Raw genomic sequence first — 15,280 nt, 5'->3', positions numbered from 1 at the left:
TCGCGGACTCAGACGACGCGCACGGAGAATTCGCCGATGCCGTCGACGCCGCCCTTCAGCACGTCCCCCTTCACGACCGCGCCGACGCCTTCGGGCGTGCCGGTGAAGATGAGATCGCCGGGGAAGAGTTCGAAGAGCGTCGACAGATACGCGACCGTCTCGCCGACCGACCAGATCAGTTGCGAGATGTCCGAGCGCTGCTTTTCCTCGCCGTTGACCGTCAGCCAGATCGCGCTCTTTTCCAGATGCCCGACCTTCGATACGGGATGAATCGGGCCGATCGGCGCGGAGCGGTCGAAACCCTTCGCCGTGTCCCACGGACGGCCGAGCTTCTTCGCTTCGGCTTGCAGGTCACGGCGCGTCATGTCGAGCCCGAGCGCGTAGCCGTAGACGTAGTCCAGCGCCTTATCGGCGGGAATGTTCTTGCCCTGCTTGCCGATCGCGGCGACGAGTTCCATCTCGAAGTGCAGATTCTTCGTCTGCGACGGATACGGGAATTCCGCCGTCGAGCCCGGCGCAACGTTCAGCACGGCATCGGCGGGCTTGCTGAAGAAGAACGGCGGCTCGCGATCCGGATCGTGGCCCATTTCGCGCGCATGGGCTTCGTAGTTTCGCCCGACGCAGTAGATGCGGCGCACGGGAAACTGCTCGTTCGAACCATCGACGGGCACGGCTGCTGCCGGCGCCGGAGGAAACACATAACTCATCCCGCTCTCCTGATGCTGTTTTGATTCGCAGATTTCCGGACGAATGCGTCGGCGTTCACGGCCGGCGAGAACAAGGAGTGTAACGTGCGCGCACAAATCGTGGCGAAGCTTGTCGGGCTTGGCTCTGCGAGCTTTCGACCGGCCTTCGGAGCTGCGGCTGGCGCGGTGGTTTTAGTAAGCATCGGCGGAAAAGCGCGCGAAACGTTCGATGGGCAAACCTTGCCAGCGCTCCTCAAATGCGGTACTCAATAGCATTCCTGCACCTTAAAAAGCGCAACGGCATCGCTCAGATTACGGAATTGAGCGCCCGATCGCGCACCTCTCCGATGACCGACTCCGCTTCCCCCACTTTCGCCTGCGCACGCTACATCAAGGAAATCGGCCGCGGGCCGAATGGCGCGCGCGCACTTTCGCACGAGGATACTTACGCGCTCTACGAAGCGATGCTCGACGATCGCGTGCCCGAACTCGAACTGGGCGCGGTGCTGCTGGCCTATCGCGTCAAGGGCGAAACCGCCGCCGAGCTTGCCGCGATGCTTTCCGCCGCGCATCGCTCGTTCGAGCCGCTGCATGTCCAGGATGGCCGCGAGCACGCACGGCCCGTCTCGATCCCGAGCTACAACGGCGCACGCAAGACGCCCAATCTCGTGCCGCTCCTGTCGCTGCTGCTCGCGCGCGAAGGCGTACCGGTCCTGGTGCACGGCGTCACCGGCGATCCCGGCCGCGTGACGAGCGCCGAAATCTTCGCCGAACTGGGCATCGCGCACGCGGCTTCGCACGATGAAATCGAAGACAGCCTCGCCTCGCGCCGCCTCTCCTTCGCGCCGATCACCGTGCTCGCGCCGAAGCTCGCGCGATTGCTCGCGCTCAGACGCCGCATGGGCGTGCGCAATTCGACACATACGCTCGTGAAGATCCTTCAACCGTTCGCGGACCCGGGCCTGCGGCTCGTCAACTACACGCATCCCGAATATCGCGAGAGTCTCACCGGGCTTTTCACCGCGCATCCGGACGCGGCGGCGGGCGGCGCACTGCTCGCGCGCGGCACGGAAGGCGAAGCCGTCGCGGACACGCGCCGCCAGGTGCAGGTCGACTGGTTTCACGACGGCCACGCCGAAACGCTGATCGCGCCCGAGCATTCGCAGCCGGACGCCCCGCGTGTCGAGCTGCCCGAGACGCTCGACGCCGCGACCACCGCGCGCTGGATCGAATCCGTGCTGCGCGGCGATGTGCCGGTGCCGCCCGCGGTCGCGCGCCAGGTTGAAGTCATCGCCAATGTGGTGCGCAAGCCGGTCGCCGGTCAGGAAAATCCCGTTTGACACACTATTCAACGCTGGTTTAAAGTCGAACGCATGCGCTTGACCCAGTTTTCCTCCCTCCGAATTATTTCGGGCCGCCTAGCGCGGCCCCTATCGCTACGTCTAGCGTAAGTCGCCAGACGTAGCGCCGTGCGTTCGCAAGTCGCGCGGTCCTCCAGAAGTTTCCCGCAGTACCTTTTCTTACCAACCTGTAGTCGTCAGCTTTTCGTTCGCGCATCCCGCGAAACGGAAACGCGAGGGTCACATGCACGCTGCTTCGCGCACGTTCACGTTGGTCGCAGGCGTCACCATCGCCGGTGATTCGTGTGAACGCGCGCGCCGCCCGGTCTTACGTGCATGCCGCCACGCCCGGCCAGCCGCCGGACACGGCCTCTCTCGCAGACGCTACGCAAACCGTCCGAAGAGAGATCGACGATCATGATGCCGAACCCCGCCGAGAAATACCGTCCGTTTCCGCAAGTCCGTCTGAATGGCCGCCGCTGGCCGAACCGCACGATCGAAAAAGCGCCCGTCTGGATGAGCACCGATCTGCGCGACGGCAACCAGTCGCTCATCGAGCCGATGAGCATCGCAGCGAAGCTCGAGTTCTTCGAGATGCTGGTGAAAATCGGGTTCAAGGAAATCGAGGTGGGCTTCCCGTCGGCATCGCAGACGGATTTCGACTTCGTGCGCAAGCTGATCGACGAAAAGCGCATTCCGGACGACGTGACCATCGAAGTGCTCGTGCAGTCGCGCCGCGAACTGATCGAGCGCACGTTCGAAGCGGTGGAAGGTGCGAGCAAGGTGATCGTGCATCTCTATAACGCGATCGCGCCGTCGTTCCGCAAGATCGTGTTCAACCAGTCGAAGGACGAAGTGAAGGCGCTGGCGGTCGAAGGCACGCGCATCATCAAGGAATGCGCGGCGGCGCGGCCGGACACGCACTGGATCTATCAGTACTCGCCCGAAACCTTCAGCATGACGGAGCTGTCGTTCGCGCGCGAAGTCTGCGATGCCGTCGCGCAAATGTGGCGTCCGACGCCCGATCACAAAATGATCGTGAATCTGCCCGCGACCGTCGAAGCGGCAACGCCCAACGTCTTCGCCGATCAGATCGAGTGGATGGACCGCAACATGGGCTTTCGCGACAGCATCGTGCTGTCGGTGCATCCGCATAACGATCGCGGCACGGCCGTCGCGGCGGCGGAAATGGCGTTGCTCGCTGGCGCGGATCGCATCGAAGGCTGCCTCTTCGGCAACGGCGAGCGCACCGGCAATGTCGATCTCGTGACGCTCGCGATGAATCTTTACACGCAAGGCGTCGATCCGGGCCTCGATTTTTCCGATATCGACGCCGTGCGCCGCGTCGTCGAGCGCTGCAATCAGATTCCGGTGCATCCACGCCATCCGTACGCGGGCGATCTCGTGTTCACCGCGTTTTCGGGTTCGCATCAGGACGCGATCCGCAAGGGCTTCGCGCAGCGCGTGCCGGGCACGGTGTGGGAAGTGCCCTATCTGCCGATCGATCCGGCCGATCTCGGCCGCAGCTACGACGCCGTGATCCGCGTGAACAGCCAGTCCGGAAAGGGCGGTTCGACGTATCTGCTCGAACGCGGTCTCGGCTTCACGCCGCCGCGCCGCGTGCAGATCGAATTCAGCCACGCCGTCCAGAAAGTCACCGATGCATCCGGCGCGGAAATCAGCGGCGAAGCGATCTGCGAGCTCTTCAAGCGCGAGTATTTCGATGCGGGCGGGCCGGTATCGCGCATCGACGTTTCGACGCTTACGGTATTCGAAAGGCGCGTCGCATTACCGGCCGTAGTGGCTGCGACGAGCGGCGACGCTCACGCGCAGGCGGTCGCCGCCGCGCTCGGCGTGGACGCGAGCGTGAACTGGTTCGAGACGTCCGTGACGGCGAACGGCGACACGGCGGCGTTCGTCGGCTGTCGTGTCGGAGACGGGCCGACGCGCTTCGGCGTCGCGGTGCATGCGAATCCGGCGCTCGCGGTCGCCGATGCCGTCGTGAGCGCGGTCAACCGCTCCGGGCGCGTCGTGGACAACCTGCGGCAAGACGAAGCCGTGGAAGCGTGATGGGCGGCGCGCGTGGCTATTCGAGCGCCACGCGCGTCGCCTGCAGGGCGAGCAGCTGCCATTGGCCTTCGGTCTGCACATGGACGGCGGTGTAGGCGATCGGAAACAGCAGCGCGCCGTTCTTCGATTCCATCTCGATCAGCGCACGGCCCGACACGAGGCACGTATCGCGGCCGGCGGGCAGCACATCCTGCGACTGAATTTCGATCTGCCGATAGCGGCGGCGGCCCGCGGTGATCGCGTCGATGAACTGGCGCTTCGTCTCCCGCTTGCCGTTCGTGTGGACGTAGCTGACGTTCTCGGCCAGCAGCGCGTCCAGCGCCGGGCCGTCGCCCTCGACCATGGCACGGAAGCGATCGCGCTCGAGGCCGCGGATGGCCTCAATGGTTTTTGCCGGCATCTGTCGATTCCCCTTGTGTCGAGGAACCGATGCGCCGGCGCCTCGTCAGAAGTTGTATTGCAGATATAGCTGGCTGAAATTTATACCAGGATTCGGCTCTTTGATACCGCCGTTCGACAGATGCTGAAAGCGAAATCCCGCTTGATAGCTCTGCTTCGACCCGAAGATCATGCCGACGCCCACCATGTCCGCGAACTGGAACGCCGACCCGACGCTGAAATCCTCGGTGATGCGCGTGTGCGAGAGCAGCCGCACGCCGACGCCCGCCTCGATGAACGGCCGGAAGTAGCCCGAGCTCTTCACGAAGCGCAGCACTGGCGTAATGCCGAATTCCCATATGTTCGGATGCACGGCGTTGTCCTCGGTCGTGTGCCAGTAGGACACGTGACCTTCGCCGATGAGCGTGAAGTGAAAACCGCCGATCTCCCACCAGGTGAGGCCCGGATCCCAGGACAGGCCGAGATCGGCCTTCTTGATGTCGTGGTCGGCGACGCCGCCGGCGATCTGGACACCGAATCGGTCGGCATGAGCCGCCGCCGACGCGAGACCCAATGCGGTACAAACCGCCACGCGCGCTAGCGGGCGGGGCCACGAACTCTTGTTTTTATGCATTTGCACCCCAATTTGCTCGGATAGCGGGTGTGTTTCGTAAATTGCTGTCGCTTGGCGATTCTAGTGACGTTTTAAAACATTTGCAGAAATCGCATCAGCGCGCCCCCGTTTGTAGAATTTCTGATCGCGACAGTGGGCAAGCAAGGTAAATCATGCGAAAACGTTTCAGCCTCCGGTAGTTTCTTCCGCTGCTCGCGCAACAGTCCGTCCTATTGGACCCGCAAATTCGATAGTTTTTGTGGGAACTCCCACATTCCCCTCTGCTCTAACACTTAGCACTCGATGGACTGGAGTGCTAATATCGTGTCTGACTTGCCGCGGTCGTTAAGCGGCACGTGAATTGTTGATAAGGAGCTTATGAGCGTGACCAATGCGATGACCCTTCCGAATGTTGTGAGCTCGGCACCTGCCAAGGCATCTTCGGCAGGCGCGCTGACGTACGCACAGTCGTCGATGCTGACCGGCCAGATCGGCAACATCGATTCATACATACAAGCAGTGAACCGTATTCCGATGCTTTCGCAGGCGGAGGAACGACAGTACGCCACCGAATTCCGCGAGCAGGGCAACCTGAACGCCGCGCGCCAGCTGGTGCTTTCGCACCTGCGCCTCGTCGTGTCGATCGCCCGTAACTATCTCGGTTACGGCTTGCCGCACGCCGACCTGATCCAGGAAGGCAACATCGGTCTGATGAAAGCGGTGAAGCGCTTCGACCCAGAGCAAAACGTGCGCCTGGTGTCGTATGCGATGCACTGGATCAAGGCCGAGATTCACGAGTACATCCTGCGCAACTGGCGCATGGTGAAGGTCGCGACAACCAAGGCGCAGCGCAAGCTGTTCTTCAATCTGCGCAGTCACAAGACCAGCCATTCGGCGTTCACGCCGGACGAGATCGAAGGTCTCGCGAGCGAGCTGAACGTAAAGCGCGAGGAAGTCGCGGAGATGGAAACGCGCTTGTCGGGCGGCGATATCGCGCTCGAAGGCCAGGTCGAGGATGGCGAGGAAGCGTACGCGCCCATCGCCTATCTGGCCGACTCGCACAACGAGCCGACTAACGTCATCGCCGCGCGGCAGCACGACAGGCTGCAAAGCGACGGCCTCGCCGATGCACTCGAATCGCTCGACGAACGCAGCCGCCGCATCATCAAGGCGCGCTGGCTCGACGTGCAGGACGACGGCTCGGGCGGCAAGACGCTGCATGAACTGGCCGACGAGTTCGGCGTCTCGGCGGAGCGCATTCGCCAGATCGAGGCGAGCGCGATGAAGAAGATGCGCTCGGCGTTGCATGACTACGCGTAACAATTGACTGTGCCATTGCATAAATTGCAAAGCCCGCCGTCGACGAGACGGCGGGCTTTTTCTTTGGCACTTCGCTGAAAACACAAACGGCGCCCGCGGGCGCCGTTTGTTATCGAGCTTCGATTACCGCTTCAGGCAGGCATCGGTGCAGCGCCGCCGCCGTTGCCGGACAAGCGCGTGGACAGTTGCGCCGCATAGCGCTGCGCCGCCGCGCCCACGACGATGTGGAACGTATCCGCCGACACCCACGCCACATCCAGCGACGACAAACGCTGACGATCCACCGACGACGGATCGCGCACGACCACGCGCAGGCGCGTCTGCGCAACCGCGTCGAGCGATACCACGTTGGTCGCGCCGCCGAACACCGCGAGCCAGCGGAACGGGTCCGGATCGAGCGGGCCGGGCGTCTGGTCGCCGCTCACCGCTGCCGCGACCGGTTGCGCCGGCGTCGACGATGCGGGCGTTGCGCCGCGCGTCGACGAATGCTCGAGTTCGCTGCGGATTTCATCGGCGATCAGATCGGCTTCCGGCCCGATGATCACCTGGACGTTGGTCGCGCCGCGCTTCAACACGCCGCGCGCGCCGATGCTCTTCAACTGCGGCTCCGACACCTTCTCCGAATCCACGACCGACAGACGCAGACGCGTCGTGCAGGCATCGACGAGCGTCAGATTGGATGCGCCGCCGAGCGCCGCGACGTACTTCGCAGCGCGCGTGTTCGACACGGCTGCTGCCGCGCCGGGCACGGGCGGAATCAGGCCGCCATCGACGGTTTGCGCCACGTCGGTTTCGGCGTCGGTCGTGGCCGGCTCGCGGCCCGGTGTCGCCATGTTGAACTTGCGGATAAAGAAGCGGAACAGGCCGTAATAGATGACGAAGTACACCGCACCGACCACGAGCGCCAGCCAGCCGCGCTGCGACAGACCGTAGTTCAGCACGTAGTCGATCGCGCCCGCCGAGAACGTGAAGCCCAGGTGGATGCCGAGCGCCGAGCAGATGGCGAGCGACAGGCCCGTCAGCACTGCGTGGATGCCGTAGAGCACCGGAGCCAGGAACATGAACGAGTATTCGATCGGCTCGGTCACGCCCGTCAGGAATGCGGTCAGGGCCATGGAGAACAGCAGGCCGCCGACGATCGCGCGGCGCTCCTTCGGCGCTTCATGGAACATCGCGAGGCACGCGGCCGGGAGACCGAACATCATCACCGGGAAGAAGCCCGTCATGAAGCCGCCCGCCGTCTTGTCGCCCGCGAAGAAGCGATGCAGGTCGCCGTGCACGATCGCGCCGCCGTCGGGCGGCGTGAACGAGCCGAACACGAACCACGCGAGCGAGTTGATGATGTGATGCAGACCCGTAACCAGCAGGATGCGGTTCAGCACGCCGAACACGAAGGTGCCGAGCGCGCCGGCGGTCGTCAGCCAGTTGCCCGCGCCGTCGATGGCCGCCTGCACCGGCTGCCAGATGTAGCCGAAGACGATGCCGAGCACCAGACACGCGACGCCTGTCACGATCGGCACGAAGCGCTTGCCGCCGAAGAATGCCAGATACTCGGGCAGCTTGATGTCCTTGTATCGGTTATACAGATAGCCGGCCACCATACCGGCGATGATCCCCGACAGCACGCCCATGTTGAGCTTGTCGTTGATGTCCTTCATCACGGCCACTTCGATGAGGTAGCCGATCGCGCCGGCGAGACCCGCCGTGCCGTTGTTGTCCTTCGCGAAGCCCACCGCCACGCCGATCGCGAACAAGAGCGGCAGATTGGTGAAGATCGCGTCGCCGGCGTCCGCGATCATCTTGATGTTGAAGACATCGGGCTGGCCGAGACGCAAAAGCAGGCCGGCCACCGGTAGTACGGCGATCGGCAGCATCAGCGCGCGGCCTAGTCGCTGCATCTTTGCAAACGGGTTGGCGTCCATCGGGTTCTCCAAAAAATATAGGTCTTGTCTTTGCTGCTTCGAGGATTGCTGAAAAGGCATCCGTGAAGCTGGCTGCAGGGAAGACGTTCAGTCCTGCGGCCAGATTTCGCGGCTTGCCGCTCTTACTGCCTGAGCCGATTCGAGCGCGAGGCAATCCTCGGCGCGCTGACGGCACAGTTGGTAATCGAGATTGCGCACGCGTGCCTTGATGCCGGGCACCGACACCGGATCGACCGACAATTCCGTCACGCCGAGTCCGATGAGCAAGGGCGCCGCGACCGGATCGCCGCCGAGCGCGCCGCACACGCCGACCCACTTGCCGTGCTTCTCCGCGCCCTGCACCGCCGCCTTGATGAGACGCAGCACGGCCGGATGCAGGCCGTCGGATTGCGCGGCGAGATCGGGCTGGCAACGGTCCATCGCGAGCGTGTACTGCGTGAGATCGTTGGTGCCGATCGAGAGGAAATCGGCGTATTTCGCCAGTTGGTCGGCAAGCAGCGCCGCCGACGGCACTTCGATCATCACACCCACTTCGACCGGATCGGTGCGGCCCGCTTCGCGCGCCAGTTCGTCGATGCGCGCACGCAAGCGCTGCAGTTCGCCGGAATCGGTGACCATCGGCAACAGGATTCGCAGCGCGCCCGCCGGCTTCACGGCGAGCAGGCCGCGCAACTGGTCATCGAGCAGATCGGGGCGCACTTGCGCGAGCCGGATGCCGCGCAGCCCGAGCGCCGGATTTTCCTCGGGCGGCAGCGTCAGATAATCGACTTCCTTGTCCGCGCCGACATCGAGCGTGCGGATGATCGCGGTGCGGCCCTGCAAGGCATCGACGATGCCCTGATAGCTTTGCGCGTGCTCCGCGACCGTCGGCGCCGACTGGCGATGAATGAACAGCAGTTCGGTGCGCAACAGGCCGACCGCATCGGCGCCGTTTTCGACGGCGGCTTTGGCGTCGTCGAGCGTCGCGATGTTCGCGGCGACTTCGATCGCGCGGCCATCCTTCGTCGATGCCGCTTCGCGCGACAGCTTGCGGTTCGCTTCACGCACGCCCGCGAGCCGCTCGCGCTCGCTGCGTGCGCGCTCGACGTCGAGCGCGGTCGGCGCATGCTCGATGCGTCCCGCCGATGCATCGACGACGACTTGCGTGCCTTCGGGAATCGCGTGCAGCGCATCGCCGATCGCGACGAGCGCCGGAATGCCGATCTGCCGCGCGATGATCGCCGCGTGCGAGGTCGCGCCGCCGCGCGCCATCACGAGCGCGGTGACGCGGGTGCGGTCGAGCGACGACAGATCCGACGGCGTGAATTCCGTGGCGGCGAGCACGGCTTCCTGAGGCAACTCGAGCGCCGCCGTGTTGTTGAGGCCGAGCGCGCGCAACACGCGCTTTTCGATGTCGCGAAGATCGGCCGCGCGCTCGGCGAGCAGTTCGTCCTGCACGTTCGAGAGCAGCGCGATCTGCGCGCGGATCGCCTCGCGCCATGCGAAGCCCGCGCTCTTGCCGAGGCTGATGAGATCGCGCGCGGCGTCGAGAAGCGTCGGATCTTCGAGCAGCACGCGATGCACCGCGAAAATGCCCGCTTCGCCGACCGCGCCGCGCTGCGACGCGGTACGCACGGTTTCGCCGAGTTCGGCATCGACCTGGGCGATGGCTTTATCGAGCGCGCGGCTTTCCGCCGCCGATGCGCCGCTCGCCTGTTCCGGCGGCACGATTTCCTGATCGTCCCAGCGCACCAGCTTGCCGATCGCGATGCCCGGCGCCGCGCACACGCCCGCGAGCGTGTTCGGCGGCAACGGCTCGCCCGTTCGCGTGGCTTGCACGACCGGCGCGGGCGACTTCTCGCGCGCGGGCGATTCTTCGACTTCGCCTTGCGCCGCGCGCAGCAATTCCACCGCGACCGCTTCGACCGCCTGTTGCGCCTGCACGCCGATGCCGACGAGCTCGATGGTCGCGCCCTCGCCCGCACCGAGGCCGAGCAGGCCGACGACGCTTTCCACCGGCGCCTTCTTGCCTTCGTAGCGCACTTCGACCTTCGCGTCGAAACCGCGGGAAGCTTCGCGTGCCCGCGCCGCCGGACGCGCATGGAGGCCGCCCGCATGGGAGAGCGTCAGGCTGCGGCGCGCTTCGTCGAGAACGACCGCGCCCGCGCGCGCCGTCTCGGCTTTCTCGCCGTCCTTGGCGCGCAGAACCAGCAGGCGCGAGCCCGCTTTCAGCACGCCGCGGCCGGCGCGATCGATGATATCGAAGGCATCGCCGTTGGCGATCGCGATTACCGAAACGAGGCTCGGCGCGTGCTGCGCGACGAAATCCGCATCGAACTCGATCAGCGGCTCGCCCGCGCGCACCGTCGCGCCTTGCTGGATCTTCGGCGTGAAGCCCTTGCCGCCCAGCTCGACCGTGTCGATGCCGATATGCACGAGAATCTCGGCGCCTTCCTTCGTGCGCAGCGTCACGGCGTGATGCGTGCGCGCCAGATGCGTGATGGTGCCGTCGCAGGGCGAGACGAGCACGTTATCGAGCGGATCGATGCCGATGCCGTCGCCGAACATGCCCTCGGCGAACACGGGATCCGGCACGTCGGCGAGCGGCACGACGGGACCGGTGAACGGCGCGAGCAGCACGACGTCGTTCGGGTTATCGATGGAATGGTTCAACAGTGACTCCTCGGCACGGCGCATCGGCTATCTCACTCAATGGGTTTCGGTGACCTTGTTCAGGTGGCGCGGCGCGTCGGGATTGCGCCCGCGCGCGGCGGCCAGACCCGCGGCCATCACGTAGAACGAAAGAATCGCGGCGATCGGATCGAGCGCGGGATGGTCCGTGGCGACGAGCGGCAGTTCCGCTTCGGCGACGTCGGCTGGGGCTGCGAGCAGCACGCGCGCGCCGCGGGCACGCATATCGGCGGCAAGCTGGATGAGACCCGCCTGCTCCGGCCCGCGCGGCGCGAATACGAGCAGCGGATAGTCGCGGTCGATGATCTCCATCGGACCGTGACGCACTTCCGCGCTGGAAAACGCTTCGGCCTGAATGCCCGACGTTTCCTTCAGCTTGAGCGCGGCTTCCTGCGCGATGGCGAGGCCGAGGCCGCGCCCGATCACGATCATGCGATCGACGCTCTTCAGTTCGTCGACGGCGCGCGTCCAGTCGAGCTTGCCGGCGGCGCGCAGCTTCTCGGGCAGCGAATCGAGCGCCTTCAGCAATTCGACGTCGCGCTGAACGTGCGCGATCACGATCGCGGAAAGCGACAGCATCGCGATATAGCTCTTGGTCGCGGCAACCGACAGTTCGGGACCGGCGAGCAGCGGCAGGAAGTATTCGCACGCGCTTTCGAGCGGCGAACCGGAGACGTTGACGGCCGCGACGGTGAACGCCCCCGCGTCGCGCAGCGCCTGCATGGTGCCGACGAGATCGGGGCTCTTGCCCGACTGCGAGAACGCGACGGCCAGTTGGCCCGAGACACGCAGCGGCGCCTGCTGCAACGTCGCGACGGACATCGGCAGCGATGCGACCGGCACGCCGATGCGGCTCATCGTCAGGCTTGCGAAATAACTGGCGGCGTGGTCGGAACTGCCACGCGCGACCGTGAGCGCGACATTGCGCGGCTGTTCCTTGAGCTTTTCCGCGAGTTCTTCGATGCGCGAGGTATCGGCGAGCTGGGCCGCGACGACGTCGGCGGACTCGAGCGCCTCATTAAGCATATTCGACAATTGATTCTCCTTCGACGTACGTGGCGGTCAGCGCGTGCTCCCGGTCGAGCACGACGAGATCGGCCCAAGCGCCGCGCGCGATGCGGCCGCGGTCTTCGAGTCCGAGATAGTCGGCGGGGAAACGCGACAGGCGATTCGAGACGTCCGCGAGCGGAATGCCCAGCGAGACGAGATTGCGCAGCGCCTGATCCATCGTCAGGGTGCTGCCGGCGAGCGTGCCGTCCGCGAGGCGCACGCCGCCCATGCATTTGGTGACGTGCTGGCTGCCGAGGCGATATTCGCCGTCGGGCATACCGGCCGCCGAGGTGCTGTCGGTCACGACGTAGAGACGCGGAATCGCGCGCATCGCGGCCCGAATCGCGCCCGGATGAACGTGCAGCAGATCAGGAATCAGTTCCGCGTATTCGGCATGCGCGAGCGCCGCGCCGACCATGCCCGGGTCACGGTGATGCAGCGGCGACATTGCGTTGAACAGATGCGTGAAGCCGCGCGCGCCGTGCTTGAGCGCGTTCACGGCGTCGTCGTATGTGCCGAGCGAATGGCCGAGCTGCACACGCACGCCGCGCGCCGCGAGGTCCGAAATAATGTCGAGATGACCGGAGATTTCCGGCGCGATCGTGACGACGCGGATCGGCGCGAGATCGAGATACTTCAGCACTTCGTCGCGCACCGCGACGGCGGCCGCGTCCGGCTGCGCGCCGAGCTTGCCGGGATTGATGTACGGACCTTCCAGGTGCACGCCGAGCATGCGCGCGCCGCCCGCCGCGCGGTGTTTGGCCTGTTCGCCGAGACCCGCGACGACGCTCATGAGTTCGTCGCGCGGCGCAGTCATCGTGGTGGCGAGCAGGCTCGTCGTGCCGTGCTGCGCGTGCTGGCGGGCAACGGTGTCCGCCGCGTCGCCGCCTTCCATGATGTCGCGGCCGCCGCCGCCGTGAACGTGCAGATCGATAAAGCCCGGCAGGATGTAGGGCGCGTCGTTGGCGAGCGGATCGGCGATATGTCCTTCGAGCGCCGTCACGCGGCCGTTCTCGAAGCGGACCGTGCCGTGGATCCAGCCATCGGTCGTGAGTATGTTTCCTTTCAGCATGAATTTCTCTGGAAGTACGCGATGCATGGATGAGGTTCAGTGCCGTCCGCGCCGTGCTGCGAGCAGGCTTTCGTCGCGAAAGAAGCGAACGGCGTCCTTGGGTCCTCTCGTTCTCTGTTTGCTCTCTTGATGCGTCCGGATTAAGCGCGTCTGTGCCGACGCTTATCGATGCAGTTCCGCGACGAAGTCGTAGTAGTCGTCGCGACAGTAGGTGTCCGTCAATTCGATCGCGCGTTGATCCGCCGAATAGCCGATGCGCGTGATCACGAGCAGCGCTGCACGCGGCGCGACGCCCATGAGCCGGGCGATCTCCGCGCCGGCGTTCACCGCGCGAAAGTGCTGCAACGCGCGCACCACCGACAGCCCGCGCGCCTCCAGATACCGGTAGAGCGAAGCGCCGATCGCGAGTGGATCGGGCACCGCGGCGACCGGCAACGTTGAATGCTCGACCGCCATCACGATGCCGTCCGCGCGCCGCAACCGCTTCAGGCTTGCAACAGCCGCGCCCGGCGCCAGACCGAGGCGCACGGTTTCATCGCGATTCGCTGCGCGCAGTCCGCGTTCTAGCCAGATCGAATCGGGCGTGAAGCCGCGCTGCTCCATCTTTCGCGTGAAACCGGTGAGACGGGAAAGCGGATCTTCGACGCGCGGCGTGATGAAACTGCCCGCGCCTCGTACGCGCCGGATCAGGCCTTGCTCGACCAGCAGCGCGATGGCCTTTCTCGCGGTTATCCGCGACACGCCCACACCTTCCGACAACGTGCGCTCGGACGGCAGCGCCTCGCCAGCCGACCAGTTGCCCGCGTGGATCGCCGTGGCGAGGCGCGACGCCAACTGAAGATAGAGCGGCGTGTCGCTCCGCGCGTCGGGTGTCAGGTCCTGCCAGCGATGCTCCATCGAAAGCTCTCACCTCAAAAGTGGAGCCCATTATATAACCAACATAATACCAGTCAACGCTAAAGCGGCGTCTCAGGACGAACGTCAAATTTCTCGCTAAATCAATGAGTTAAAAAATGTTTAGCGGCTCGATTCGGAACATATCTGCTATTGGGACTTACCCGTACACGTAGTCCACTTGCCGAATTGGTTCCTTAATTGCCTGATAACCCATTTTTCGGGCATTTTCATATTCGCACGGTCGTTCTTCTTTGGCACAATGCATGTATTAATTCGGATTCACAATTAATTTCAACAAAACGAGAGACTAGAGCGATGGGCAGTTCCGATCCGAGCCGGGCCGTCGAAGCGGTGCGCCGTTTCAACCGTTTTTATGCACGCCATACCGGCGCACTCCACGAGCGGCTCCATAAAAGCTGCTTTTCGTTAACTGAAGTTCGCATCCTGCATGAGTTGGCGCAGGACCGGGCTGCCACGGCGGCCGATTTATCGCGCAACCTTGGACTTGATACGGGCTATCTCAGTCGCCTGATCAACAATTTCCAGAAGAACGGCCTCGTGGTACGGCGAAAGAACGAATCGGACGGCAGAGCGCATCTGCTTCATATCACGCCCGAAGCGAAAGCCCAGGTCGATGAGATCGATCTGCACGTATCGGCCGAGGCCGCCGCGCTGCTCAAGCGGCTGACCGCTGCCGAAATCGATCAGCTCTGCACGGCAATGGCGGACGTCGAGCGTCTGCTCTCGCCGCCGAACGCCGAAGGAGAAACGCGACTGCGCGGCCCGCGCGCCGGAGACTTCGGCTGGATGATCGAGCGCCAGGCGCATCTATATAGCGGCGAGCGGCCGAAGCTGGTCAGCGAGGCATGGGCGGCGAACATGGTCGCGAACTTTCTCGCGGAGATGCAGGCGAACACCCCGCGCATCGCGTGTTGGGTGGCGGAGCAGAACAACGCGACGCGCGTCGGTGCCGCGATACTTACCGCGGACTCCGAAAGCCGCGCACGCATCGACATGTTGTTCGTCGAACCGGGCGCGCGGCGTCGCGGACTCGGCGAGCGGCTCGTCGCGGCGTGCACGAACTTCGCGCACGGCGCTCGCTACGAACAGGTGATCTGCCGGCTGGACGAGCCCTACGAAGATTTCTGCGGACTCTTCATGCGAACCGGTTTCACGCCGGTGCAGGAGGGGAGCACGGGCATTCTTTGGCAGCGGCAGTTGCAGCAGATTTGCGTCGACTGATTGCGCCAAGGAAAACGGCG

Annotated in this window: 12 protein-coding genes; 4 read left to right on the top strand and 8 right to left on the bottom strand. The window is 64.6% G+C overall.

What is annotated here, in order from left to right; translation table 11 throughout:
* Positions 1–8 precede the first annotated feature (8 nt).
* Entirely contained in the window at positions 9–707 is a 699-nt protein-coding gene (locus NCS02_RS01690) for a fumarylacetoacetate hydrolase family protein (RefSeq protein WP_239294308.1), read from the bottom strand.
* 326 nt (positions 708–1,033) lie between these two features.
* Between NCS02_RS01690 and ybiB the strand changes: the two genes are divergently transcribed.
* Both ybiB and leuA read left to right on the top strand, forming a co-directional pair.
* The gene (gene ybiB / locus NCS02_RS01685; RefSeq protein ID WP_008351722.1) at positions 1,034–2,026 is read left to right on the top strand and encodes a DNA-binding protein YbiB; all 993 of its coding nucleotides are present in this window, start codon (positions 1,034–1,036) and stop codon (positions 2,024–2,026) included.
* A 417-nt stretch (positions 2,027–2,443) separates the two neighbouring features.
* Positions 2,444–4,096, top strand: a complete 1,653-nt coding sequence (leuA, locus tag NCS02_RS01680) for a 2-isopropylmalate synthase (protein WP_008351725.1) — start codon at positions 2,444–2,446, stop codon at positions 4,094–4,096.
* 16 nt (positions 4,097–4,112) lie between these two features.
* On the opposite strand, the gene NCS02_RS01675 is transcribed toward leuA, so the two are convergent.
* Both NCS02_RS01675 and NCS02_RS01670 read right to left on the bottom strand, forming a co-directional pair.
* Entirely contained in the window at positions 4,113–4,496 is a 384-nt protein-coding gene (locus tag NCS02_RS01675) for a nuclear transport factor 2 family protein (protein WP_008351729.1), read from the bottom strand.
* A 45-nt stretch (positions 4,497–4,541) separates the two neighbouring features.
* On the bottom strand, positions 4,542–5,108 hold the full coding sequence (locus tag NCS02_RS01670; RefSeq protein ID WP_034470522.1) for an acyloxyacyl hydrolase: 567 nt from the start codon (positions 5,106–5,108) through the stop codon (positions 4,542–4,544).
* Between the two features lie 363 nt (positions 5,109–5,471).
* On the opposite strand from NCS02_RS01670, the gene rpoH reads away from it, so the two are divergent.
* Positions 5,472–6,407, top strand: a complete 936-nt coding sequence (rpoH, locus tag NCS02_RS01665) for an RNA polymerase sigma factor RpoH (protein ID WP_008351733.1) — start codon at positions 5,472–5,474, stop codon at positions 6,405–6,407.
* A gap of 131 nt (positions 6,408–6,538) precedes the next feature.
* Here rpoH and nagE read toward each other — a convergent pair whose 3' ends face one another.
* The 5 genes from nagE to NCS02_RS01640 form a co-directional block, all read right to left on the bottom strand.
* Entirely contained in the window at positions 6,539–8,329 is a 1,791-nt protein-coding gene (gene nagE / locus NCS02_RS01660) for an N-acetylglucosamine-specific PTS transporter subunit IIBC (RefSeq protein ID WP_034470518.1), read from the bottom strand.
* 87 nt (positions 8,330–8,416) lie between these two features.
* Positions 8,417–11,005 (bottom strand): phosphoenolpyruvate--protein phosphotransferase, encoded by a 2,589-nt coding sequence (ptsP, locus tag NCS02_RS01655; protein ID WP_250481450.1) that lies wholly within the window; start codon positions 11,003–11,005, stop codon positions 8,417–8,419.
* Between the two features lie 12 nt (positions 11,006–11,017).
* Entirely contained in the window at positions 11,018–12,025 is a 1,008-nt protein-coding gene (locus tag NCS02_RS01650; RefSeq protein ID WP_008351738.1) for an SIS domain-containing protein, read from the bottom strand.
* A complete protein-coding gene (nagA, locus tag NCS02_RS01645; protein WP_008351739.1) occupies positions 12,018–13,121 on the bottom strand; it encodes an N-acetylglucosamine-6-phosphate deacetylase in 1,104 nt (367 codons plus the stop codon). The genes NCS02_RS01650 and nagA overlap by 8 nt, the downstream gene beginning before the upstream one ends.
* 162 nt (positions 13,122–13,283) lie before the next feature.
* Positions 13,284–14,018 carry a GntR family transcriptional regulator gene (locus NCS02_RS01640; RefSeq protein ID WP_008351740.1) on the bottom strand — a complete coding sequence of 245 codons (735 nt, stop codon included), beginning with the start codon at positions 14,016–14,018 and terminating at the stop codon, positions 13,284–13,286.
* 315 nt (positions 14,019–14,333) lie between these two features.
* Between NCS02_RS01640 and NCS02_RS01630 the strand changes: the two genes are divergently transcribed.
* A complete protein-coding gene (locus tag NCS02_RS01630; RefSeq protein WP_008351741.1) occupies positions 14,334–15,260 on the top strand; it encodes a bifunctional helix-turn-helix transcriptional regulator/GNAT family N-acetyltransferase in 927 nt (308 codons plus the stop codon).
* Positions 15,261–15,280: the final 20 nt, after the last annotated feature.

Origin of the sequence: Caballeronia sp. NCF2 (assembly GCF_023631205.1) — a bacterium.
GTDB classification, from domain to species: domain Bacteria; phylum Pseudomonadota; class Gammaproteobacteria; order Burkholderiales; family Burkholderiaceae; genus Caballeronia; species Caballeronia zhejiangensis.
This window is presented reverse-complemented; position numbering and strand designations above follow the sequence as displayed.